Consider the following 24,870-nt stretch of genomic DNA (forward strand, 5'->3'; position numbering starts at 1 on the left):
ATTCCTTGCTTCCGCACGTGCGCCGACAGCTTGCGGAGGAAATTCGCGCGCAGTTCGAGGCATTCATTGCAACCGGCTTGCCTCTCGATCATGTAAACACGCACAAGCATCGGCATGTTCATCCGGTCGTGCTCTCGCTGATTCTCGCTATCGGGCGCGACTACGGCATGCACGCGATGCGGCTGCCGTCAGAAGCCCGCGCGCCGCTCTGGCTCAGACCATGGACCGCACTCGTGCGCAGACGTCTCGCGCGGGCGCGCATCGCGCACAACGACTACGTGATTGGAATCGCCCAGACTGGACGCTTCGACGAAACCGCGTGGCTGGCCGCCATAGCAGAAATCGGAAGCCACACCGGAGGTGTCGTCGAAATCTACTGTCACCCTGCGGTGCAAGGCGGAGTACCGCTGACGCCGTCGATGCAAGACTACCGGCACGCCGATGAGCTCGCCGCGCTGTTATCGCCGCGCGTCGCCAGGGCTTTGGAGGCTGTCCGCCAACGCGGCTTCGCGTTCGGCGGTTTCGCGGATGTTTTCCCCGCTGCCGCCGATGCATTCGGCGCGAGGCGGCTCGCTTGAAGCGAACGCACCCGTTGACCGCCGCGTGGACGCTGATGATCGCGCTCCTTGCCGCGATTGCCGTCGGCTTCGCACTGCGTGACAGCCTCGGCCCCGCGACCGCGCGGGTGGCCGACGCAGGGTTGCCCCTGCTTGCGCTCGTGCCGTTCCGCGCGCTCCCGCTCGCACTGGATGCAGCAGGCTGGTGGATTCTGCTTGGGCGCGCACCGCCGTTCGTGTTCATTTGGTGGATCGCGGCGGTGCGCGACGGGGTCAGCCGATTGCTTCCGGTGGCGAGCATCGGCGGCGAGGCGGTCGGCGTGCGAGTCGCGTGTTGGAAAGTGCATGAACTACCTGCGGTCATTGCATCGGTGATCGTGGAAGTGCTCATTACGCTCGCAATGCAGGCGATATTCGCGACCATCAGCATCGCCGTGCTGGCGCGTTCAGCCGCTCTGGGGCGCGCAGCATGGCCGCTCGCCGCAGCGAGTGCGACAACGATCGTGGCCGTTGCTGCGAGCTATGTGTGGCTGCGTCATGGGGCGCCATTTTTGACGCTGATAAGAGTGACGCGTCGCGTGCTCGGCAGATGTCATTCCCTCTTGATCGCGGTGCCTACCCGCCAACTCGACGATGCGCTCCGCGCGCAGACGCATGCACCGCGCAGATGGCTCGCAGCCCTCATCGCGCAGCTCACGGGTCAGGTGGTCGGCGCATTCGAGAATCAGTTCGCGCTCTGGGCGATCGGCGTTCCGATAACGTTCTCGAATGCGCTCGCCATAGAAGCCGTCGCGCAGATTGCCCGGCATGTGGCTTTCTTCGTGCCGCTTGGCGTGGGCGTTCAGGACGCGGCGATCGTCCTGACGAGCCAGATTGCGGGGCTGAGCACGGAGGCTGCGCTGTCGCTTGCGCTCATCAAGCGGATGCGCGAAGTGCTGTCGGGCGGGCTCGGTATTGGGTCGTGGCTTCTCGTCGAGACTGCGCGCGGCAGCCACCTGTGGGACGCCGAGCGAGACAAGCGGCAGCTTCATTGACGCCGGGAGTTGCGCTCCACCTCGGACGCGTTGAACCACCCCGGCCCACATTGCACGGGTTCGAGTCCGCCCGCGAATTGCGGGACGGTTGCTTCTTGCGCCCGCCTGTTGATGCCGCGCGCCCCCCAGGACCGAGCCACACCTTAAGCGAGCGCGCGAGCGGAATCGATGACCTCTTTGCAGGTAAGAAGCGTTGATAGACTCCCGCACCGCGACGGAGCGCAGCACAAGGCCGGGTCGCAAAGCAGGCGCACTCAGCCTCGCCGGAACGGTCCAGACGGACCCATGCCTGATGTTGCCTATTGGATGTCAGCTTGGCCTCGGACATCTGCCGGCTGTTGCCTTCGCCGACGCAGCGTGTTTGGGCTAGAGAGGCCTTCGACCATCCCATTTCGACAGGAAGAGGGCGTCGCAGAGAGCTGCAGTCTGGAGTTTCTGCGCCGCGCGCTTTTAGCGAATGCGAGCACGTCGTTTTCACAGCTCTTTCGTTTGCACTGAGGCAATTGCATGTCTCTACAGCGCATATGCCACGGCGTCTATGCTGCACGCCTCCCTTTTTGCCGTTCTCGCACGGTCCACTAAGGTTCTCTTAAGCAGCTAGGTACTACCCTTGGAGGTTTTCCTCGTTTCAGGAGACGACATGGAAAGAGCGAAGCAGGCGTTTGCCAAGGTTCCAGAAGTCACTTTAACGTTCTGGATAATCAAGATTGCGGCCACCACGCTCGGAGAAACCGGCGGCGACGCGCTTTCGATGTCAATGAACCTCGGGTATCTGATCAGTACACTGATCTTCGCCGCCGTGTTCATTGTCGCAGTCACTATGCAGGTCAGGGCAAATCGGTTCCATCCGGTGTACTACTGGACAACGATCATCGCGACGACGACGGTCGGCACGACGCTCGCGGATTTCGCAGACCGCTCGCTCGGGATCGGCTATGCGGGCGGGAGCATAATCTTGCTTGCGCTGCTGCTTGTGTCGCTGGTGCTGTGGCATCGTGTAACGGGCTCGGTGTCGATCTCGACAATCGTGTCTCCGAAAGCCGAGGCTTTCTATTGGCTCACCATCATGTTCTCGCAAACGCTCGGCACGGCGCTAGGCGACTGGACCGCCGATAGCGCCGGCTTCGGTTACCTGGGCGCCGGCCTGATTTTCGGCGGATTGTTGCTCATAGTCGTGGCCGCTCACTACTTCACCGGAGTCTCGCGAACCTTGCTGTTCTGGAGTGCATTTATCTTGACGCGGCCGCTCGGCGCGGTCGTTGGCGATTTCCTAGATAAACCGCTCGCTAACGGAGGACTGGCGATGAACCGCTACAGCGCATCTGTCGCGCTTGTAACGTTCATCGTCGTGTGCGCTAGCCTGTTCAGGCAACGGCCCGCGCAAGTAGCGCATTGACCGCGCACAGCGGAAAAGAAACGGGACGAGTTCTGCGACAGTGACCGCCGCTGTACCCTAGCTAGCCAACCGCGTACACGACCACGTTCGCGCTGGCTTAGAGCGACTCGGTATCCGGCCTGCGCTAGCGTTAGCTTGCGCCACTTCCGCTGGACGAGACGGTACCGACCAAGTGAAGATGCAATCACAACTCGCTGAGCAGAGGATTGGTCGGCCAACTGCGTGTCCCGAAGGATGCACAATAGTCTTCGACGGCCGACGTTGATTGAGCTCTCAGAAGGAAATCGAGACGAACTTCGTTAGTCAGACGCCTTCTGCTAGCGGCTCGTCAACCGTGTGCGAGTAGCCTTCGGCGAAGCTCCCTTGCGTCCGAACTGCAGGTCGCATGCGCTCACCGATGAACCGCTATAAGTAATCGCGCGTGGCGCGCGCGAGTTGCAACAGAATCAATCGCGCTGAACTTGGTTAAACTGTCGCGCTCCCGGCTGCACTATGCGCTTTCCTTTCCGCATCGATCTCGACCGGTTGCGCGTGAAGAACTGAGTAGCACCGCAGTTTCGCGAACAGAAGCCGTCCGCGTCTCAGCGTCCAAGCAAAAAAATCTCACGGATGGCAATTTGATGAAGGTGCTCATTGTCGAGGACGATTCGGCGATCGCAGCGAATCTATACGACTACCTGGAAGCGAACGGATACGAAGTCGATCTCGCCTCCAACGGCCGAATGGGACTCGCGATGGCGATTGCAAATTCATGGGACGCCATCCTGCTCGATCTGTCGCTGCCGCACATGGACGGGCTGACGCTGTGCCGCAAGCTGCGCGAGGAGGCGCGCCGGGACACGCCGGTGCTGATGCTCACTGCAAGGGATGCGCTGGACGACAAGCTCACCGGTTTCGTGCACGGTGCGGACGACTATCTTGTCAAGCCTTTCTCGCTGCTCGAGGTGGGCGCCCGGCTCGGCGCGCTGGTCAAGCGGTACCGGGGCGAAGTCGCCACGCCGGAAATTCGCTTCGGAGACGTCCGGCTCGACTTGACGACGCTCACGGTCGAGCGCGCCGGGCGGATCATCAAACTGCAGCCGAAAGGCCTGCAACTGCTGCGCATCCTGATGCAATCGCCCGGGCGCGTATTCGGCCGGGTCGAGCTCGAAGCCGAAGTCTGGGGCGACGAGTTGCCCGACAGCGACACGCTACGCGCCCACATCTACATGTTGCGCAAGGCATTGGCGCAGCAAGGCGAGCCGGAGTTGATCGAAACTGTCCACAGGCTCGGCTACCGGCTCGTCGCCCGCGACACCGATGCGACGTAGCCTGCGCTTCAAGGTCGCGCTAGTCTTTTCGGCGCTCACGATCGTGCTTCTGGTAGCCCAGGCCCTTGGCGTGCGGGTGCTCGCGGAGGCTCAAGAAGAACGGCTCATTGCTGCCCTGATCGACGATGACGTACAGAGCGTGCTGCGAAGCTTCCAGACCAATCCCTCGCAGCTGCCTCCGTATGATGTGCGACTTCACGGGTACGTCTCTTCGGCGGATCAGGCACGGCTCACACTTCCATCAAGCATCGCCACGCTGCCTGCTGGAACGCACGAGATCATCGTCGGCGACCGGGAAATCCATGTGTCGATCACGCCGGTCGCGGACACCCGGCTTTATCGCGTCTACGACTTCAGCCGCTACGAGAAGCACTTCAAGGAAATGATTAACGCGTTCATGGCCGGCACGGGCGTGTTCGCGCTCCTGACGGTCTGGCTCTCGTTCGGCGTTTCAGGGTTGCTGGTGCGCCAGGTCGCCGGCCTGGCTCGCCAGGTAAAGGCGCTGCGGCACGAAAGCACCGCGTCGATCAATCCGGGCAGGTATGACGAAGTCGAGATCGTCGGGCTGGCCGAGGCCTTCAACGACTATCACCAGCGCATGGCCGACATGATCGCGCGCGAGAAGGATTTCACCGGAAACGTCAGCCACGAATTGCGCACGCCGCTTACGGCGGTCAAGACCAGTTGTGAGTTGCTCGAACACGATCCCGCCATTGAGGGCAAGTCGCGCGCGCGGCTTGCCCAGATCAACCGCGCGGCGGACGGCATGCATGAACTCGTCAATGTGTTGCTGATGCTCGCCCGCGACGATACCCCCCAATGGATCGAGCCGGTCGAACTCGCGCACGTGATCGAGACGACGTTGACGCAGTTTGCCGATCGTCTGGCAAGCAGCGGCGTGCATACGGTAATCGACGTTGACAGCCGCTTGCAGGTCAACGCGAACGTGTCTGCCCTGACGATCGTGCTTTCGAACCTCGTCGACAATGCCGTGCGGTACACCGATCGTGGTTGCATACGTTTCTCGTACGCAGACGGCTGGCTGCACATCGAAGACACCGGCTCGGGCATCTCCGAAGAAGCGTTGCCGCACGTCTTCGACAGGTTCTATCGGGCCGGGCCCGAGCAGACCGAACAGCGGGGTTTCGGCATTGGCCTGTCGATCGTCAAGAAGATCTGCGACCGCTACGGCTGGGCAATCCGGCTCGAGAGCGCAGAACATCGGGGCACACGTGTGTCGGTGAGTCTTCCCCTGACTGGCTCAGATGGCAATCGGCCACCTTGTTGACAAAAATTTCACATCCTGTTGCGTAGCATCCGGGTCTGTAGCTGCCTGAAGGGTACGGCAGCAAGACCCATGGATGCGGAATGCGCCGAGCCGTACTGACTGTCCTGACACTGCTAGCTGGCTGCGCGACTTATCACGCACAGCCAATTGCGCCCGCACAACTGGCTCACCAGTTCGAGCATCGCTCGCTCGCGAGCGATGAGCTGCGAGCGTTTCTTACGAGAGAAGTCGGTCACGAGATCCAGCCATGGCCTGTCGCCCGCTGGGACCGGCGCATCCTCACGCTTGCGGCCTGGTATTACAGTCCGGCGCTCGATGTCGCGCGCGCCCAATGGGAAACCGCGAAAGCCGGCGTTCAGGTCGCCGATGCTATCCCGAATCCGGTACTCCAGTTGCCGTTTCAGTTCGCCACACCCAATCCCGGACCGGGAGCGCCCTTTATTTGGGGCCCCGCGCTCGACATTCCGATCGAGATCGCCGGAAAGCGCGGTTATCGCGTCGATCAGGCCTCGCACCTGTCGGAATCCGCGCGCCTCGCAATTGGCAACGAAGCGTGGAAAGTGCGTGGCCAGGTTCGCGATGCGCTGCTTGCGCTGTACGCCGCGCGCGAACGCACTGAATTTTTGTCACGCAAGGCTCAGGCGCTGGAGCAAGTCGTCCGGATGGTCGAAAAGCGACGCTCGGTCGGGGGAGAACTCCGGGCCGGATGTCGACGCAGCCGTCCTCGTGGCGACCCAGGCGCAAAGCGATCTGGCCACGGCCCAAAGCGCCCGACAGGATGCGCTCGCGCAGTTGGCGTCGGCGATCGGGGTTGCGGTGGCCGCGTTCGAAGACGTCCAGCTCGACCTCGACGAGTTCGCTACTTCGCCCGCCGCTCCGCCTGCCGCTGAAGCACAGCGTGACGCCATTTTTCATCGCGCTGATCTGCTTTCTGCGCTCGCTGACTACGCGGCAGCCGAATCGGCGCTTCAACTGGAAGTGGCGAAGCAGTATCCCGACATTCACCTCGGCACCGGCTACACGTATGACACCGGCACGCACAAGATCGGCTTCGGGATTGCCGGCATCACCTTGCCGATTTTCGACCAGAACCAGGGGAACATCGCGCAGGCCGAGGCGAAGCGCAAGGAAGCAGCGGCCCGTACGGCCGCTCTGCAGGACTCGATCCTCGGCGATCTGAACCACGCGCTCGCGCGCTATCGGTCCCGTCTCGATGCCGTGCAGCTCTCGGCGCGCCACCTTGCGACCGCACGACGTCAGCTCGACGATCGGGCGGCAGCTTTTGCCACCGGCGACACCGATCGCCTGACGTTCACGCAAGCGAAGGCCGACTTCGAGGTCAGCGAGATGACGCATCTCGATGCCGTCGTCGCCGCGCGGCAGGCGGCTGATGCGCTCGAGGATGCAATGCAACGGCCCCTTGAGCCGGAGTTCACGAAAGCATCTCTGAGCCAACAGGAACCACTGTAATGAAATATCGGTTGCTCTTCTTTGGCGCCATCAGCATCGTGCTGGCTGCCGGCGCGAGTTGGTACATCTGTGAGGCGTTCCACGCTGAACCGGCGGCGACGGCCACGCAAACAGCATCCCCGTCGAGTGTGCAGACTGTCAACGGCGAAACCGTGGTGACCGTCAGCCCCGACATTCAACGCGCCAGCCACATCGAGGTTGCGCCGCTCGCGCCTATCACGGTGCAGCCTGACAGCCCAGCTTGGGCAACGGTGGTCGATTTGCAGCCGCTCTTCGATCTGCGCAACCGGCTAGCCTCCGCTCGAGCCGACCTCGATACGCTCACCGCACAAGCTGCCAACTCCCATACGCAGTATGAGCGCAGCAGCGTGTTGTTCGAGGACGACCGCAACGTTTCTCAGAAGAGCCTGCAGGATGCGGGCGCAGTAATGCAGGCGGATCAGGCGAAGCTCAAGTCAGCCAAGGCAGCAGTCAGCGGACTGGAAGCGACAATACGCCAGCAATTCGGTGATGCGCTTGCGCGCGCATCGACGAACTCCTCGTCGGACCTGTTCCAGCGCCTGCTGTCGGGCAGCACGGCCGTGCTGCGTGTGACGCTGCCGGCGGGGTTCAACGGCGGCGCGCCCGCCCGCATCACGGTCGACGGGGTGGGCGGGCAATCTATTGCCGCGACGAAGCTGTCGGCGTCGCCGCTCGCCGATCCATCCGTGCAAGGCAGCCCGTGGTTCTACGCCACGGACCGCGCGCTGCCAGTCGGCACACGCACCGGCGCGCACGTCCCGACTTCAGCGGCGGCCTCACAGATGCTTGTCGTGCCCGATGCAGCCGTCATCTGGTACGGCGGGCAGCCATGGGCTTACGTGCAGACTGCGCAGGATCATTTCACAAGGCGCTATCTTCCGTCCGGCAACGAGAGCGCTCACGGCATTCTCGTAACCACTGGATTTCATGCGGGGGACCGCGTCGTCACGCAAGGCGCCCAGTTGCTGCTTTCCGAGGAGCAAAAGCCCCAGGGGATAGGGACGGCCTGCAAGGACCCGCCCGAGTGCGACGACTGACCCGTCACTTCCCTCGGCACGACACGAACCCACCGACTGCTCATGCTCAACGCAATTATCCGGTTCTCGCTGCGCTTTCGCGGCGTGATCTATGCGCTGGCCGTCATCACGGCCGGCTACGGCCTCTACTCGCTCACCCGTGCGAAGCTCGATGTGTTTCCGGAGTTTGCTCCGCCCATGAGCATTGTCCAGACCGAGGCGCCCGGCCTCACCAGCGAGCAGGTGGAGACGCTCGTGACACAGCCGATCGAGAATGGCCTGGGCGGCATGGTGGGACTGCAATCGATGCGCTCGAAATCGATGCAGGGCCTGTCCGCCATTACGCTCGTCTTCGACGGCCATGCGAACGTGATGCAGGTCCGCCAACTCGTCTCCGAGCGGGTGAGCGCGCTAGCCGCAGCCCTGCCGGCGGGTGTCATGCCGCCGAAGCTGCTGCCGCTCACCACCACGACGAGCGTGGTACGTACGATTGGACTGACGTCGAACAAGCACTCCCTGATGGCGCTGCATGACATTGCGCAGTGGACCATCAGGCCGCAGTTGCTCAGCTTGCCGGGCGTGGCTGACGTTATCGTCTTCGGCGGCCAGACGCGTCAACTCCAGATTCAGGTTGATTCCGCCAAGCTGATGCGCTACGGCATGACGATGCAGGACGTATTGGCTGCGGCGCGCGTATCGACTGGCGTGCGCGGCGCGGGTTTCATCGAGAACGATAACCAGCGCATCGCCGTCAACACCGACGGCCAGATCTCCACACCTGAAAAGCTCGCCGCGATCGTGCTGCATTGGAGCAATGGCGCCGCTGTGCGACTCGCCGATGTCGCGACGGTGACCTGGGCACCGGCGCCCGCGATGGGCGCCGCCTCGATCATGGGTCAGCCGGGCGTGATGCTGGTGCTCGAGAGTCAGTACGGCACCAATACGATGGCGGTCACGAAGAACATCGAGCAAACCCTGTCGACCCTGGCGCCGGTCCTTCGAAAGGAGGGCATAGACGTGAACGCCGATGTGTTCCGGCCCGCGAATTTCATTGATGCATCGGTGAGTCACTTGCGCACGGCGTTGCTCGTCGGTGCCGTGCTGGTCGTTGTCGTACTTTTCCTGTTTCTTCTCAACCTTCGCACAGCGGTGATTTCCGCGGTGGCCATTCCGCTGTCGCTGCTCGTCGCGATCATCGTGCTGACCTCGTTCGGCCTGAGCCTTAACACGATGACGCTGGGCGGTCTTGCCATTGCGCTGGGCGAAGTCGTCGACGACGCCATCATCGATGTCGAAAACATCTATCGCCGCTTGCGGGACAACCGCGGCCTGCCGAAGCCAATGCCCGCGTTTCGCGTGGTGCTGCGTGCGTCGCTCGAGGTTCGCAGCGCCGTAGTGTTTGCCACCTTCATCGTGATGTTGATTTTTCTGCCTGTGCTCACGCTGTCAGGCGTCGCCGGCAAGCTGTTCGCGCCGCTGGGCATCGCTTACATCCTCGCCGTGCTCGCGTCGCTCTGCGTGGCGCTGACTCTGACGCCCGCGATGGCGCTCGCGCTGCTTGCGCGCGGCTCATTGCCAAAAGACGAGCCGCGGCTGATCGCCCGCATGAAGGTCCGCTACGTGGCGATGCTCGTGAAGGTCGAGCAACGCGTGAAAACGGTCATGATCGTTGTCGCACTGATGTGCGTCGCGGCGCTCGCTTGGGTGCCGTTCATGAACGGCAGCTTCATTCCGGAGCTGCGCGAGGGCCACTTCATCGTCCACATGGGTCTGGCTCCCGGCACGTCGCTCGCTGAATCGATGCGCATCGGCACCCAGGTTTCGCATGCCCTGATGCAGGTTCCAGGCGTGCGTCTCGTCGCTCAACGCGCGGGTCGCGCCAACGAGGTTGTCGATCCCGTGGGCGTGCAACTCTCCGAGTTCGAAGTCGATCTCAAACCCATGAGCCCATCAGATCAGAGCTGGGCGCTCTATCGCATCAATCAGGCGCTTGCACGCTTCCCCGGGCTCACGACGTCCGTCAACACGTTTCTCGTCGAGCGCATTGACGAGACGATTTCAGGTGTGACCGCTCCGGTCGTGGTCAATGTGTTCGGCGACAACCTCGATGTGATCGATCGCAAGGCGCAGGAGATCGCACGCGTGCTGGGGGCGATACGGGGCGCGGCGAGTGTACGCGTGGAATCGCCACCCGGCATTCCTGAGCTCGACGTGAAGCTGCACCCCGAACAGTTGAACCGTTACGGGTTCAGGCCGCTGGAAGTGCTCGACGCGATCCAGTTGGCGTACCAGGGCACGACCGTGTCGCAAATTTATCAGGGTAGCCGCACCTACGATGTCGCGGTGATGCTTGCGCCTCGTGATCGCGCCGCACTCGACAGCGTCGGCGCGCTGATGCTGCGCAACCCGGATGGACTTGCCGTGCCGCTGCGTGATCTCGCGTCGATTCGCCAGGTCTCGGGCCGCTATCAGATAACTCACGACGGCGGGCGGCGCATGCAGACGGTGTCGGTCAACCTTGGCAGCCGGGCGGTGAGTGATTTCGTCACGGAGGCACAGGGCCGTTTGAGTCACGAAGTCACCATGCCGCAGGGAACGTACGCGGTGTTTGCTGGTGAGAGCGAAGCGCGCGCGCAGTCCCAGCATGACCTGCTGATCTACGGCGCCATGTCGCTGATCGGCATTGCGTTGCTGCTTTTTTTTGCGCTCAAAAGCCGGCGCGGCGTGCTGCTGGTTATGACGAATCTGCCGTTTGCACTTGTGGGCGGCGTGCTCGGCGTCGTGATGACAGGCGCGAATTTGTCCCTCGGCAGCATGGTCGGATTCGTTACGCTGTTCGGCATTTCCCTGCGCAACTCGATCATGCTGATCAGCCACTACGAGCACCTCGTACATGTGGAGGGACAGCCATGGAACCGCGATACGGCCGTTCGCGGCGCCTCCGAACGTCTCGTGCCGATTCTGATGACCGCACTGGTCACCGCGCTGGCGCTTCTGCCGCTCGCCGTAACAAGCGGTGCGGCCGGCAACGAGATCGAAGGGCCGATGGCGGTCGTGATCCTCGGCGGGCTGATTACATCTACCGCGTTGAACCTGATCGTATTGCCGACGCTGGCCTTGCGCTATGGACGTTTCGAGCGAGATGAACTTGCTGAACCCGCCGCCAGCGGCGGCGCAATCGTGGAGCAGTGATGTCCATCCATGCCTTGTTGATGTCGCTCAGCGAACGTCCCTTTCTCATGCTTGCCGTGGTGTGCGCCGCCAGTACGGAGTTTGCGGCGATCGGCGCCTTCGTTTCGACAGGCGTTGTCATGTTCGTCGCAGGCGCGCTGATCGGCGCAGGGGCGGTGAATGCCTGGCTGACACGGCGGCAAGCGCGTTGTGCTAGCCCCGTTCGTCGCCCTCTGGCGGGGCCTCGGGGCCCGCACACATCGCGCCCGGTATTCTGTTCGTATCAAACAAAAGTGAGCTGATAGGTCCCGGGAGCGTTTTTCGCAGTCGAATGTCTGCTTATGTCGGCACCGAGAACTTGGCGGCGACACCGGCGGTCGTTTGCTCTTGCAACGCGCGCGGTCGGTCGTTTCGCCGGGCGCGGGCTCCTACTCGAAACCTTCCGGATAAATGGTCGCGCTTGGTCTATGTTGATGTTAACTGCCTTGTAGGTGGTGGACGTTGACGTACGTAGACGGGGACATGACATGCGCAGCCGTTCCGCATCAATGAACAGACGGGTGAGAACGCCTCGTCCGGTTCAAGCAAAGGCGCTTCGCCGCACTGCAACCGTCTTGCTCGGGGCGGGACTCGCGGTCGCTTGCAATGTATGGGCGGCGGCTCCCTTGCCGAGCGGAGGAAAGTTCGTCGCGGGGGCCGGTGCGATAACTTTCACGGGCGCACGGTTGACCGTCACGCAGTCGACATCGCGCGCCGTCATCGACTGGTGCAGTTTCTCCATCGACAAAGACCATGCTGTCATGATCCAGAACGGTTCGGGCGCGACGCTAAGCCGCGTGACCGGCGCAGAACAGTCCGTGCTCAGAGGATCCCTGAGCGCGACCGGTAGCTTCTATCTGATCAACCCGCAGGGCGTCCTCGTCGGCCCGAGCGGAGTCGTGACTACGGGCGGGCGCTTCGTCGCGTCCGCGCTGGATATCAGCAACGACGCCTTCATGGCAGGCGGTCCGCTCACTTTCACCGGCAGTGGCACTGGCGTCGTCTTGAACCTTGGCAAGATCACCTCCACTGGCGGCGACGTGTTCCTGATCGCGCGCAAGCTCGTCGAGAACGACGGCACGATCAGCGCCCCGTCCGGCTCGGCGGAACTGGCGGCCGGCGACCAGGTGCTGGTGCGCGGCACCACCGGTCTGCCGCAGACCTTCGTGCAATCGACGGGCAGCCGCGGCGATGTCGTCGACAAAGGGACGATCGCCGCGGCCCAGATTGCGCTGCAGGCTGCGGATGGCAAAGTGTACGCGCTCGCGGGCAACACGAATGCTTTGCGCGCCACAGGCACGGCGACTCGCGACGGTCACGTATGGCTCATCGCCAATGACGGCACGGCGCACGTCCACGGCCGAATCGAAGCAACGAATCCGGTTGGCGGCGGAACCGTCGACACCAAGGGCGCGGCGCTGCATCTCGACAATGCCGATGTTCACGCGGCGAACTGGAATCTGAATGCGCCGGTGTTCAACGTCGGCCCGTTGACGACGGCGGCGCTGCTTAGTCAGTCGGGGCAGGGCACGTCACTGACGCTCGTCGCCTCCCGAGGCGACATCGTGATGGAACAGACGATGCGCTGGGCCGGCAACGCATCCCTCACGCTCAACGCCGCGGGTTCGGTCACGGTCGGTCCAATGGCGACGCTTGCCAATAGCGGGACGGCCAATCTGCTTCTGCGCGCCGACATGGGCGGGCAGAACAACGGAGGCGGCGTCGCGAATCTCGGCACCATCGACTGGTCGAAGAGTTCGGGGCTCGTGTCGAGTTACCACGATGGCAACGGGCTAGATGTAGCCGGATACACAAAGAGCAATGCCACATGGACTGTTCCGGCATACAGTGGCATCCGAAGCCAGTTCACGGACTACGTGCTGGTCGACTCGTTGGACGACCTGAACAAGATCTCGCAGCGTCTTGGCGGAACCTACGCGCTGGGCCGCGACATCGATGCGAGTCCTGCCGCCAACAACTTCCAGCCCATAGATACTGGAACGGCGAATGGCTTCATAGGGCAACTAGACGGTCTCGGACACACCATTGCCAACGTCGGCATTTTCTCCGAGGATGATGTCACTGATCGCTCTGGCGCCGGCCTTTTTTCAACCATCGGCAACACTGGCGTCGTGCGCAATCTCAAGCTCGCCAACGAGCGCATAACCGTGTACTTCGTCCCTGCAGGCGGGCTCGCTGCCCGGTCGTCCGGGCTGGTGTCGAACGTCTATGCTGACGGTATTGTGATGGACGTGGCAAGCGGACCTTCTGCCGGGTTGATAGGAACGAATTCCGGTGTGATATATCGTGCGGGCAGCAATGTCGCGGTCTCGGGGTCTGGCGGGTCCGGCGGGCTCGTCGGTAACAACAGCGGGACCATTCTGCAATCGTTCGCGACAGGTAGCGCCGGTGGCGGTTCGCATTCATCGGCCGGCGGACTGGCAGCCAGCAATTCGGGATTGATCCGGCAATCCTATTCGACGGCATCGGTATCGGCCTTTAGTGGTCAGGGCGGATTGGTCGACTCCAACAGCGGTACGATCGAGCAGTCGTTCGCAAGCGGCCCAGTCAATACGTTCCCGCTGCCGTTCTACAGGGGCGGCATCGCAGAATATAACGCCGGCAAGATCGCCGCCGACGTTTTCTGGGACCGCGATAAATCGGGACAATCGTCCGGAGTCGGAATGGGGACATCCGTGAGCACGGCCAATGGCCTCACGACCGGACAGATGAGCGTAGCGGCCAGCTTCGGCCCGACGTGGGATTTCGGCGCTGGCGGGACCTGGGTGATATTGCCGAACACCACGCACCCGATACTGAGATGGCAACTACAGCAATAGCTTGCGTTCCTTACGCCAACTCTATCGACGCTAACCGCGCGGTTCGCTCCCTCACACGACGCCCGCTCGATCGACGGTCACTGCATGGGCAGCGTCACAGGTCGCGCCACCGTGACAGCGGTCAGCGCGACCCAACGCCCGTGATTGCCGGGCGAGCCAACGAGCGGTGACGTCGCGAGCATGAATCTGCCTGACCACATCGCGCGCATCACGCGGGTCAGCATGGCCTCCGTGCCAGGCCTAAGCCTCTTATCAGGCTCACAGATGAGAGCAACTATCGACGGCGCAAACCGCTGTTAGACGCCGTGGACCGAACGCATTGGGGCAACTTGATCGCGATACACACTGGGCCGATCGATTATTTTCCCATACTGGGTGACGGTTGCACTTCCGATCGCAGCCATTCACAAGGCCATGAGCCGAACGGCCGGAAGCGGTCGGTTTGGCCAATCGCCCGCGACGGACAGCAAGCGGCCATCTCCGGCCGTTCAGAGGGCAGGGTTTTCGAACGATCGAGCGTCCCTTACGCGTCGGAAGCCTGTGCTTGATCCGAAAGCGCTACCGAGCGGGAACGAGTTGAACGCAGTCCATCGATGAAACAGGACCAGACTACAAGCTTCTTTCTCGCGTCCCCACGCGCCTCAGACAGCTTTTCCCCGGATCTTGCCATCGCTTGCCGGGCGGCCCTTAAGATAACCGATCACCCCGCGAAGCCGACGTGCCGACGAAGGATGCGTGCCTTCTGCGCTCGGCGTTAGCGCTGTGCGCACCAACAAGTGGCACGAACATTCTGAACCGACGCGTTGGGCCGGAATTGAGCTTGGTTATCCTCAAGATTGAAGTATCTCTTGGAAGTCACGCATGGCCGCCTAGAATTCAGCGTGCCCCTCAATGAGATTCAAGCGAACCTGGAGCTAAGCGATGAAGACGATCAATGTGCTCAGACTTGCCGCGATCGCCCTGGCGACCGTGTTTTCCGTCAACGTTTGGCCGCAAACGGCCGGCACCACCGCCGCCTCAGGCGCGCCGTCCGCGAGTGCGGGAATGTCGAAGAAGCAAATTCGTACAGCCAACAGGGCGCTCAGCCGGAAAGTGTCCCAGGCGCTTCAGAAAGGCGGCGTTCAGACGAACGGCATCAGCGTAATCGCGAAAAACGGTGTAATCACGCTCAGCGGGCACGCTGCCGATCAGACCCAGATCGACAAGGCCGCCGCTATCGCGAAAACCGTGGATGGCGTCTCCTCGGTGAAGAACGTTCTGACGGTCCAGTATGGAGGGCAGTAAGCTCCACGCCGCCGGGACTGAAGGATTCGATCTCACCACCTCGTGAATACGGAAGCGACCACCCCTTATTCTGTACAGCGAAGATTGATCAGGCTGACGCTCTATGACGCGCCGTCTGGGCTGACACCGCTACATCGGGAAAGGGGTTCGCCGTCCCGGCTTTCATGGTGCGCACCGTCGCGCTCGCGCCTATCTTTCCACCAGCCTTCAGCCGACTTTCAAGCCGATTCGCTCAATGCGGGTTCATTGGCGACCTGCTTGATGACCGCCTCCATTAGGCCCGGAAAGCGCGCATCTAGATCCGCGCGCCGCAATGAATTCTGGTGCACGGTGCCGGCAACACGCGTGCGCACCAGACCGGCTTCGCGCAGAATTCGGAAATGATGGGAGACGCTCGACTTCGGGCGTCCACCGTCGAGGTCGCCGCAGGTGGCTTCGTCGACCGTTGCAAGTCGACGGACGATCTCAAGGCGCACCGGGTCGCTCAGCGCGTGGAAGAGCCGCGCTAGCGTGAAGTCCTCGGCGCCAGGATGGGAATAAGTGCGCATTGTGCAAAAGGTAGAGGTTTCTGCCATACTCAATAGTTCGATATTCATCGAACTAACGTACAAGCCTTATCCAGAGGAGTTTAGCCTGATGTCCGCATTATTTCAGCCCTACAAGCTCAAGGACGTTTCCCTGCGCAACCGCATCGCCATTCCGCCGATGTGCCAGTACACCGCCGAAGACGGTCTGATCAACGACTGGCACCGCGTGCACCTGGCCGGTCTGGCACGCGGGGGCGCGGGGCTGGTGATCGTCGAGGCAACCGCGGTGTCGCCCGAGGGCCGGATTACACCGGGCTGTGCGGGCATCTGGACCGACGAGCAGGCGCAGGCGTTCGCGCCCGTGGTCGCATCGATCAAGGCAGCGGGCGCCGTGCCCGGCATTCAGATCGGTCACGCGGGCCGCAAAGCCAGCGCGAACCGGCCGTGGGAAGGTGACGACCATATCGCCGACAGCGATCCCCGGGGCTGGGCGACCCTCGCTCCGTCGGCGATTCCCTTCGGCGGCGGTCTGTCGAAAGTGCCCAAAGCGATGACGCTCGACGACATCGCGCGCGTTCGCGAAGACTTCGTCGCGGCTGCCAGGCGCGCGCTCGATGCCGGCTTCGAATGGCTCGAGTTGCACTTCGCGCACGGCTACCTCGGCCAGAGCTTCTTTTCCACACATTCCAATCAACGCGACGACGCATACGGCGGCAGCCTCGAGAACCGCAGCCGCTTCCTGCTGGAAACGCTGGCCGCAGTACGCAAGGTATGGCCTGAGCATCTGCCGTTGACGGCGAGATTCGGCGTGATCGAGTACGACGGACGCGACGAAGAAACCCTCGCTGAGTCGATTGAACTGGCGAAGAACTTCAAGCGCGAAGGGCTGGATATGCTGAGTGTCAGCGTGGGCTTCTCCACGCCGAAGGCGGCCATCCCGTGGGCGCCGGCGTTTCTTGCAACGATCGCGGAGCGTGTGCGCCGCGAGGCTGACATTGCCGTCTCATCGGCGTGGGGCATCGATACGCCGGAACTGGCCGACCGCTCCGTCAAGAACGGTCAGCTGGACCTGGTGATGGTCGGGCACGCGCATCTGGCCGATCCGCACTGGCCGTACCACGCGGCGAAGAAGCTCGGTATCGAACGACCGTCGTGGACGCTGCCGGCGCCTTACGCGCATTGGCTCGAACGTTACGCGGTTGCTTGATTGAAGTCGACGCCGATCACGGCGGTTGCTGCTGATCTGACCGGCGGCGCACGCATCGGGTCGGCGTTTCTCGCATAATCGTGAAATGAGTCGTGCTGCGGACACACGTCTGCAGCGCGACTCTATCCATTGCGAATACCTTGGATAAACGAAGCTGCACGGACCGCATGCACTCCATGCAAGCATCTCCCGTCGGACGGTAATGCCACCGCAAACTCATGCGCTTGCTCGTTGCCGCGTCCCCGGGCCGGGCTTTTCGAGCAATTAACCGTGTTTCGGCGTCGGACGCACCATTCAGCGGATCGGAATGACCGTTGCACTTCATCAAGAGACGTCCGGCCCATCGAGAGGCTTTACGTGCAGGCGCAACAGTTTTACGACCATCTCGACGCACTCGATGCACACGCGTTCGCAGGGAAGTCGCGCTCCCGGGGCACGGCCACACCGTGATCGACGATACACACGACCTGGCTTTGGTGCATCGCATAGATCATGGCCGATGAAGCGCAGCCTTCGGCAAGCGCCTCGCATGGCGTGACAAGAATAATCAGGCTTCTATCAAGGCAATCCTGTGGGACATGGACTGACACGCTCATCGGGACATTTCGATCGTTCCGTGCCCGAGCGCATCGAGCCGATCCCTGGCCTGTCGACGATGCATCGCCGCGCCGATGGTGCTACGACGTGACGAAGCGTGCGCACCGGGGCAGGGCACCGGTCAGCTTCCCGCCTGCCCGCCCAGCGGCCTCGAAAGCGTGTCCCGTTCGACAACCGGCGCGTCCAGCACGATCTCATCCTCACCGCTTCTGCCGTCGATCAGCGCCATCAGATGCCGCGCCGCACGAGCGCCGATTTCCAGCGACGGCACGCGCACCGTCGTAAGGGGCGGCTGCGTGAGCCGGGCCTGCTCGATATCGTCGAAGCCCGTCACCGAGAGGTCCTGGGGCACGCGAATGTTCTTCGCCCGGCATTCGTCGAGCAGACCGATGGCCTGCAGGTCGGTGCCGCAAATCACAACGCTCGGACGCTCTTCACTGTCCCACAATTCGCGCAGCGCCTGCCGACCGCCTTCGAACGTGAACGGCGCTTCGACGATCCAGTCGGGTCTCAGGTCGAGGCCGGCTTCTCTCAGCGCGGCGCGCGTGCCGGCCTGCCGTGCGCGCACTCGCTCGTTGCCCGCTGTGGAGCCGCCGCACATGGCCACGCGCCGATGTCCGAATTCGACGATGCGCCGCGCGAGCCGATAAGCGGCCTCGAAGTTCGAGAAGCCGACACAGTGCGGATACTGCGTTTCGTCGACCGACCACGTCAGCACATAGGGCAAGTCGTATTGGCGCGTCAGCTCGATGACTTCGGGCGGATGGTCGGTGCCGACGAGCACGAGGCCATCGACGCCGCGTTCGAGGATCGCGCGCAGCACTTCAAGTTCGCGCGCCGGCCTGTATTCGTGACTCGCGATGAGCAACTGATACCCGTAGCCCCACAACGTCTGCTGCAAGGACTGGATGGAATCGGCGTAGATGGGATTGTTGAGCGTCGGATAGATGGCCGCGACGGTGCGCGTCTTGCGCGACGCCAGCGCCTGCGCCGCACCGTTTCGCACGTAGCCGAGCTGTTCGACCGCGCGCTGCACGCTCGCGAGCGTCTGCGGCTTGACCTGGTCCGGCACGGACAAGGCCCGCGACGCACTGCCGAGCGAGACGCCGGCGAGCCGCGCAACATCGGCGAGCGTGGCGCGGGTCGGCTTCATGACGCGCTGCGTGTGCGTCCGTAGGCATCCGCGCGAGCGATGCCGTCGATCACCCGCTGCGCCGTCAACGGCGGCGTCATGTGCCGGCTATAGCGCGTGGCGAGCGTGGCCTCGGCGATGAGCGCTTCCTGCGCCGGGGTAAGCGGGGCGTGCTGCCCCAGTTGCGCGAGCGTGAGCGGCAATCCGACTGCGGTCATGAGCGTGGCCAACGGTTCGATCTCTTCGGGCGATGAATCTTCGACGAACAATTGTACAAGCGTGCCGAAAGCGACCAGTTCGCCGTGCATCATGGAGGCCATCGCGGGGATCGCCGTGAGACCGCGAATCAGCGCGTGCGCGAGCGACAAGCCGCCGCTCTCGAAGCCGACGCCGCTCAACAGCACGGTCGCTTCGACCACGCGTTCGACGGCATCGGTGAGTTCGCCTCGCCCGACATCCGCATAGGCGCGCGCGCCGTCTTCGAGCAGGATCGCGAGCGTCGCACGGGTGAGCAGCAGCGCACTTGGCAGCGGCGGCGTGCCGTATGAATTCAGGCCGGCAGCACGCTGACACTGCGCCGCTTCGAACTTCTTGCTCAACGCATCGCCGATGCCGGCCGCGAACAGGCGCGCGGGCGCGGCGGCGATCAACGCCGTATCGACGATCACCGCATCCGGATTGCGCGGCAACATCTCGATGCCCGCGACGCGATGCGCTTCGTCATACAGGATGATGAGCCGGCTCGTCGGCGCGTCGCTCGAAGCGGCCGATGGCGCGATGACGATCGGCGCGTCCAGCGCCCGCGCAACGCCCTTCGCCGTGTCGATGGTCTTGCCGCCGCCGATCGCCACGACCGCATCGGCATGCCGCTCGCGCGCATCGGCGGTCAGCTTCGCGATGACGGCCGCCGTGCATTCGCCCGGAAACGCGGCCAGATGCGGCGCGACGCCCGCGGCTTCGAGCGATCGCACGACGTCTGCCGACACGCGAACGGCCACCGCCTCATCGACGACCACGAATGCGCGCCGCGCGCCGAGGTCCGCGAGCGTCGGTCCGAGAGATGCCAATGCGCCCGGTCCTTGCGTGTATCGCCCGGGAAAGCCGATGGTTCGCAATGGCGCGTGCGTCGTCATGTCATCAGCCATCCGCCGGCCACGTCGATCACCTGGCCCGTGACGAACGCCGCGTCATCGGACGTGAGGAAGAGGCACGTCGATGCCACCTCGTCAGGCGCGCCCAGGCGTCGCAACGGTGTTGCGCGCGCCACTTTCTCGTTGGCCTCGCGCGCGACGCCGCGCACGAGCGGCGTGTCGATGCGTCCCGGCGCGATCGCGTTCACCGTGATGCCATGCGGGCCGAGTTCGCCCGCGAGATGCCGCGTCATGCCGATCAGCGCGGCCTTAGTCGTGCTGTAGTGCGCGGCGACGATGTCGAGATAAGCCTTGCCCGCCACCGACGACATCGACACGATGCGGCCAAAGCGCCGCTCCACCATGCCCGGCGCAAGAATGCGGCAGAAGTTGAAGACGCTATTCACGTTGACGTCCATCACGCGGCGCCATTCGTCGGGCGCCATCTGCCAGACCGGCATCGGCTTGCCCGCGTGTTTCGGCGAAATGCCCGCGTTGTTGACGAGCGTATCGATCGGTCCGAGCGCCGCTTCGATCGAACGGCACGCGGCCTCGCACTCGGTGAAGTCGCCGACGTCGGCGCGCGCGAAATGCACACGCAGGCCCGCATCGGCGAGGCGCCGTGCCAGCGCTACGCCCGCTTCTTCGTTGACGTCGACGATGCCGACTGCCGCGCCGTCGCGCGCATAACGCTCGACGAGCGCCTCGCCGATGCCGCCGCTGCCGCCCGTTACCAGAACCACACGCTTGTCGTGCCGCACGTTATCGGTCTCCCACTTTCAGCATGATTTTGCCGATGTGCCGGCTCGATTCCATCAGTTCGTGCGCAGCCTGCACATCGGTAAGAGGCAGCACGCGATGAATCACCGGCAGGGCGCGGCCTTCTTCGAGGAGCGGCCACACCTGCGCGTGCAGCGCCTGGGCGATGGCCGCCTTCTGCGCGACGCTGCGCGCACGCAAGGTCGATCCGGTGAACGTGAGACGGCGCAGCATGATCGGCATGGCGTCCAGTTCGATGCGGCTGCCTTCCAGAAACGCGATCTGCACAAGCCGGCCTTCGAGCGCGAGCGCGCGGATGTTGCGCGGAATATAGTCGCCGCCGACCATGTCGAGGATGATGTCGACGCCCCGGCCATCGGTGAGCTTCGCGACGGCCTCGACGAAATCCTCGTCGCGATAGTTGATGACGTGATCCGCGCCCGCCTCACGACACGCCGCTGCCTTCTCCGCATTGCCGACGGTCGTGAACACGCGCGCACCGAACGCGTGCGCGAGCTGAATCGCGGTCAGCCCGATGCCGCTCGATCCGCCATGCACGAGGAAAGCCTCGCCCGCTTGCAGCCGGCCGCGCTCGAACACGTTCGTCCATACGGTCAAGTAGGTCTCGGGCAACGCGGCGGCCTGCAACAGCGTGAAACCTTTCGGCACCGGCAGGCAATGCGATGCATCGGTGATGCAGTATTGCGCGTAGCCGCCGCCCGGAACCAGCGCGCAAACTTCATCGCCCACGCGCCACTGCGTCACGCGTGCGCCCGTGGCGACGACGCGTCCCGACACTTCGAGCCCCAGATGCGGCGACGCGCCCGGCGGCGGCGGATACGAACCGGAACGTTGCAGCACGTCCGGGCGGTTGACGCCCGCGTAGGCGACTTCGATCAGCACGTCGTCGGGGCCGGGCGAGGGCAGCGGACCTTGCGCGAGCCGCATGCAATCGGGCGCGCCGCCCGCGCCGTGATCGATGTATTGCATCGATGCGGGAAGAGTGGATGTCATGGCGTTCAACGGATGATCGATTCGATGTAGTCGGCCGGCAGACCGATCGACGCATAGTGTTTGCGGGCCGCTTCGATTTTCGTGAAGACGTCCTCGTACCCCTGCGCGACGCCTTGCGGATCGACATACGTGTAGCCGCCCGTCACGTGGAACCACGTGATCATCTCGGGCACGTCTTCAGGCACGAAAAGCGTGTGCGTTTCGCCGGCGGGCTCGAACGCATAGCCGCCCTGTTCCGCAACCCAGTCGTGTTCCAGGTAGTACCAGCGGCCCTTCAGCACCATCGCATGAACCGCTCCGCTATGACGATGCCGCGAGATCACGCCGCTGCGGCGCACGCGCAGCAGGTTCACGTAATAGCCCTGGCTCGCGCTGAGAATGAGCGGCTTGAACGACACGGTTTCGGTCGCGGGCACCCACAGGTTGTCGTCTTCGAGCCAGTCGGTCATCACGCCGCCATGCACGAGATCCTTCGACATGTACGGCGCTTGCGGCAATTGATAGGCGATGACCTGTTCATCGGGTTTGACTGCGGGCTTCACTTCGGTTTGCATGAGTTGTTCTCCGTGAGTTCGGGATGCGATGCGTCGGCCGTTCGATCAATGACCGAGATAGGCGCGCCGCACGTGGGGACTGTCGAGCAATTCTGCGCCGGTTCCAGTCAGCGCGATGGCGCCGTTTTCCAGCACGTAGCCGCGGTTCGCGAGCTTCAGCGTGTGAAACACGTTCTGTTCGACGAGTAGCACCGTCACGCCTCGGGCCGCGACCGTGCCGACCACCTCGAACATCTGTTCGACGAGCAAGGGCGAGAGTCCGAGCGACGGCTCGTCGAAGATGAGCAGTCTTGGCGCGGACATCATGCCGCGCGCGATGGCGACCATCTGCTGCTCGCCGCCCGACAGCGAACCGGCGAGCTGCGTCAGCCGCTCGCGCACGCGCGGAAAGAGTTCGAGCACTTCGTCCATGCGTTCGCGCCGTGCGCCGCGTGCGGCGTGACGGAACGCGCCCATCAGCAGATTCTCTTCGACGCTCAGGAAAGGGAAGAGCTGACGGCCTTCGGGAACCATCGTGACGCCCATCGCGACGATCTCGTACGCCGTCTTGCCGACGAGTTCCTTTCCCTCGAACGTGATGCTTCCGCCGCGCGCAGCGACGATGCCGCACAGCGTCTTGAGCGTCGTGGTCTTGCCCGCGCCGTTCGCGCCGACGAGCGTCACGATCTCGCCTTCCTGCACGTCGAGCGAGACGCCGCGCAGAACTTCGCTCTTGCCGTAGCCGGCCGATACGTTATGCAGCTTGAGCATCGAGATACCCCTTGCCGAGATAGGCCTGGATCACCTGAGGATCGTTGACGACATCGGACGGCTTGCCTTCCTTCAGCATGCGCCCGGCATTGATGACGATGATGCGGTCGGAGAGCGCCATCGTCGCCTGCATCATGTGCTCGATCATCAGCACGGCGACGCCCGAGTCGCGGATGCGCCGCACCATCTCGATCGCGCGCGCGATGTCGGCGGGATTTAAGCCCGCCATCACTTCGTCGAGCAGAAGGGCGCGTGGACGCGTCGCGAGCGCGCGGGCCACTTCGAGACGCTTCATGCCGCCGACGGTCAGACTGCGCGCTTCGGTATCGAGCAACGAGGTAAGGTCGGTGATCTCCGCGACTTCGCGAGCGATCGATTCGGCTTCCAGGCGCACCCGTGTATGCATGAACGCGCCAAGCATGATGTTCTCCAGCACGGAGAGGCCTGCGAACGGCTGCGCGATCTGGAAGGTGCGGCCGATGCCGTCCTTCGCGAACGCATCGGGCGTGCGCGGTTCGGTCCAGCGGCCATCGGCGAGGCGAATCTTGACGATGCCTTCGTTGGGCCGGATGAAGCCCGAAAGCTGGTTGAAGACCGTCGTCTTGCCCGCGCCGTTCGGGCCGATCACGCCGAGAATCTCGCCGGCATGCAGCGTGAGGGACACGTCGTCGGTGGCGACGAGACCGCCGAAGCGCTTCTTCAGATGCTCGGCGACGAGCAGCGGCGTGCCGAGCGGCAGCGCATCGGCGGGTGCGATCGACTTCGCCGGTTGCGCCGCCGGCGTGCGCGCACCGGGCAAGCGGTCGATGAAACGCAGCACGTAGCCGCCCAGATGCCCGACGAGGCCGCGCGGGATGAACAGCACGACGAGCACCAGCACGACGCCGTAGACGAAGCCGTGCGTGCCGCTGCCGAACGAGCTGAGCCATCCGCGTGCAAGCTCGGCGATCGGCAGCACGAGCACGGTGCCCGCGAGCGGCCCGGCGACGCTGCCCAGCCCGCCGATCAGCGCGAACATCGCGATCTGCACCGACAGTTCGAGCGAGAACGCGGCGGACGGATCGATGAAGGTGAGGTACATCGCGTGGAAGGAGCCGATGAGGCTCGTCAGCACGGCCGAGATCACCGCCGCGCCGATCTTCACCTTCACCGCGTTCACACCGACGGCGCGCGCCGCATCTTCACGCTCGCGCACCGCGATCAGATAGAAGCCGAAGCGCGAGCGCCGGATCAGCCACGCGGCCCACAACGTCACCAGCAGGAAGCCGAAGGCGATCAGCAGGTACGCCCACTTTTCGCGGAAGACCATCCACGGCAGGCCGATATTGAGCGGCACGTTCAGGCCCGCGGAGCCGCCCGTCCAGCTTTCCTCGTGGACGGTGAGCAGGCGGCACACTTCCAGGAAGGCGATGGTGGCGAGCGCGAAGAACGGCCCGCGCAAACGCAAGGTGGGATACGCGATGACGACCGCCGCCGCCGCCGATATGACCGCGCCCGCGAACATGCCGAGCCACGGCGTGATGCCGAAGTGCATCACGAAGAGCGTCGCCGTGTAAGAGCCGATGCCGTAGAACACCGCGTGCCCGAGCGACAGTTGGCCGGCGAATCCGCCGACGATATTCCATGCTGTCGCGAGCGCGCCGAAGATGCACACGAGCACGGCCAGGTGAAACGCGAACGGCGATTGCAGCGCGAACGGCGTCGCGAGCAGCGCGAGGAGCGCCAGCGCGCCCATGTAGCCGCGCGGATGCAGGAGATTAGGAAACATCGGTTG

19 protein-coding genes and 1 pseudogene are annotated in these 24,870 nt (G+C 63.6%); 11 read left to right on the top strand and 9 right to left on the bottom strand.

Annotation, left to right across the window (positions count from 1 at the left end; translation table 11 throughout):
- The 9 genes and pseudogenes from BG57_RS26465 to BG57_RS26505 all read left to right on the top strand — a co-directional run.
- Positions 1 to 578, top strand: a 578-nt coding sequence (locus BG57_RS26465; protein ID WP_152562711.1) for a ChbG/HpnK family deacetylase, incomplete at its 5' end; no start/stop codon positions are given.
- Entirely contained in the window at positions 575 to 1,591 is a 1,017-nt protein-coding gene (locus BG57_RS26470) for a lysylphosphatidylglycerol synthase domain-containing protein (RefSeq protein WP_229753935.1), read from the top strand. The genes BG57_RS26465 and BG57_RS26470, both read left to right, overlap by 4 nt.
- Before the next feature lie 640 nt (positions 1,592 to 2,231).
- The gene (locus BG57_RS26475) at positions 2,232 to 2,987 is read left to right on the top strand and encodes a COG4705 family protein (protein ID WP_035969822.1); all 756 of its coding nucleotides are present in this window, start codon (positions 2,232 to 2,234) and stop codon (positions 2,985 to 2,987) included.
- A 620-nt stretch (positions 2,988 to 3,607) separates the two neighbouring features.
- Complete coding sequence (locus BG57_RS26480; protein ID WP_035969823.1) at positions 3,608 to 4,297, top strand: response regulator transcription factor; 690 nt, start codon at positions 3,608 to 3,610, stop codon at positions 4,295 to 4,297.
- Positions 4,287 to 5,585, top strand: a complete 1,299-nt coding sequence (locus BG57_RS26485) for a sensor histidine kinase (protein ID WP_035969824.1) — start codon at positions 4,287 to 4,289, stop codon at positions 5,583 to 5,585. Before BG57_RS26480 ends, BG57_RS26485 begins: the two co-directional genes overlap by 11 nt.
- An 80-nt stretch (positions 5,586 to 5,665) precedes the next feature.
- Positions 5,666 to 7,055: pseudogene (locus BG57_RS26490) on the top strand (TolC family protein).
- On the top strand, positions 7,055 to 8,113 hold the full coding sequence (locus tag BG57_RS26495; protein WP_035969825.1) for an efflux RND transporter periplasmic adaptor subunit: 1,059 nt from the start codon (positions 7,055 to 7,057) through the stop codon (positions 8,111 to 8,113). The pseudogene BG57_RS26490 and the gene BG57_RS26495 overlap by 1 nt, the downstream one beginning before the upstream one ends.
- Before the next feature lie 42 nt (positions 8,114 to 8,155).
- Complete coding sequence (locus tag BG57_RS26500; protein WP_035969827.1) at positions 8,156 to 11,284, top strand: efflux RND transporter permease subunit; 3,129 nt, start codon at positions 8,156 to 8,158, stop codon at positions 11,282 to 11,284.
- Positions 11,285 to 11,988: 704 nt separating this feature from the next.
- Complete coding sequence (locus BG57_RS26505; RefSeq protein ID WP_229753936.1) at positions 11,989 to 14,142, top strand: filamentous hemagglutinin N-terminal domain-containing protein; 2,154 nt, start codon at positions 11,989 to 11,991, stop codon at positions 14,140 to 14,142.
- A 77-nt stretch (positions 14,143 to 14,219) separates the two neighbouring features.
- On the opposite strand, the gene BG57_RS33140 is transcribed toward BG57_RS26505, so the two are convergent.
- On the bottom strand, positions 14,220 to 14,366 hold the full coding sequence (locus tag BG57_RS33140; protein WP_160174753.1) for a hypothetical protein: 147 nt from the start codon (positions 14,364 to 14,366) through the stop codon (positions 14,220 to 14,222).
- A gap of 697 nt (positions 14,367 to 15,063) precedes the next feature.
- Between BG57_RS33140 and BG57_RS26510 the strand changes: the two genes are divergently transcribed.
- Positions 15,064 to 15,426, top strand: a complete 363-nt coding sequence (locus tag BG57_RS26510) for a BON domain-containing protein (RefSeq protein WP_035969828.1) — start codon at positions 15,064 to 15,066, stop codon at positions 15,424 to 15,426.
- Between the two features lie 218 nt (positions 15,427 to 15,644).
- Here the strand turns inward: BG57_RS26510 and BG57_RS26515 are convergent, their stop codons facing one another.
- Positions 15,645 to 15,974: an ArsR/SmtB family transcription factor gene (locus BG57_RS26515; protein WP_035969830.1), complete on the bottom strand. Its 330-nt coding sequence runs from the start codon at positions 15,972 to 15,974 to the stop codon at positions 15,645 to 15,647.
- Between the two features lie 88 nt (positions 15,975 to 16,062).
- On the opposite strand from BG57_RS26515, the gene BG57_RS26520 reads away from it, so the two are divergent.
- Positions 16,063 to 17,160, top strand: a complete 1,098-nt coding sequence (locus BG57_RS26520) for an NADH:flavin oxidoreductase/NADH oxidase (protein WP_035969832.1) — start codon at positions 16,063 to 16,065, stop codon at positions 17,158 to 17,160.
- 718 nt (positions 17,161 to 17,878) lie between these two features.
- Here BG57_RS26520 and BG57_RS26525 read toward each other — a convergent pair.
- Genes BG57_RS26525 through BG57_RS26555 form a run of 7 tightly spaced genes read right to left on the bottom strand, consistent with a single transcriptional unit; the run spans position 17,879 to position 24,864 of the window.
- Positions 17,879 to 18,910 carry a LacI family DNA-binding transcriptional regulator gene (locus tag BG57_RS26525; RefSeq protein ID WP_035969833.1) on the bottom strand — a complete coding sequence of 344 codons (1,032 nt, stop codon included), beginning with the start codon at positions 18,908 to 18,910 and terminating at the stop codon, positions 17,879 to 17,881.
- The gene (locus BG57_RS26530; protein WP_035969834.1) at positions 18,907 to 20,022 is read right to left on the bottom strand and encodes a glycerol dehydrogenase; all 1,116 of its coding nucleotides are present in this window, start codon (positions 20,020 to 20,022) and stop codon (positions 18,907 to 18,909) included. The genes BG57_RS26525 and BG57_RS26530 overlap by 4 nt, the downstream gene beginning before the upstream one ends.
- On the bottom strand, positions 20,019 to 20,762 hold the full coding sequence (locus BG57_RS26535) for an SDR family oxidoreductase (protein ID WP_081850995.1): 744 nt from the start codon (positions 20,760 to 20,762) through the stop codon (positions 20,019 to 20,021). The genes BG57_RS26530 and BG57_RS26535 overlap by 4 nt, the downstream gene beginning before the upstream one ends.
- Positions 20,763 to 20,781: 19 nt before the next feature.
- The gene (locus BG57_RS26540) at positions 20,782 to 21,792 is read right to left on the bottom strand and encodes an NAD(P)H-quinone oxidoreductase (RefSeq protein WP_035969836.1); all 1,011 of its coding nucleotides are present in this window, start codon (positions 21,790 to 21,792) and stop codon (positions 20,782 to 20,784) included.
- A gap of 5 nt (positions 21,793 to 21,797) precedes the next feature.
- On the bottom strand, positions 21,798 to 22,346 hold the full coding sequence (locus tag BG57_RS26545) for a 2,4'-dihydroxyacetophenone dioxygenase family protein (protein WP_035969837.1): 549 nt from the start codon (positions 22,344 to 22,346) through the stop codon (positions 21,798 to 21,800).
- Between the two features lie 45 nt (positions 22,347 to 22,391).
- Positions 22,392 to 23,096: an ABC transporter ATP-binding protein gene (locus BG57_RS26550; RefSeq protein ID WP_035969838.1), complete on the bottom strand. Its 705-nt coding sequence runs from the start codon at positions 23,094 to 23,096 to the stop codon at positions 22,392 to 22,394.
- On the bottom strand, positions 23,080 to 24,864 hold the full coding sequence (locus BG57_RS26555) for a branched-chain amino acid ABC transporter ATP-binding protein/permease (RefSeq protein WP_035969839.1): 1,785 nt from the start codon (positions 24,862 to 24,864) through the stop codon (positions 23,080 to 23,082). Before BG57_RS26555 ends, BG57_RS26550 begins: the two co-directional genes overlap by 17 nt.
- Between the last annotated feature and the right edge of the window lie 6 nt (positions 24,865 to 24,870).

The organism is Caballeronia grimmiae, from assembly GCF_000698555.1.
In the GTDB taxonomy this organism is placed as follows: Bacteria; Pseudomonadota; Gammaproteobacteria; order Burkholderiales; family Burkholderiaceae; genus Caballeronia; species Caballeronia grimmiae.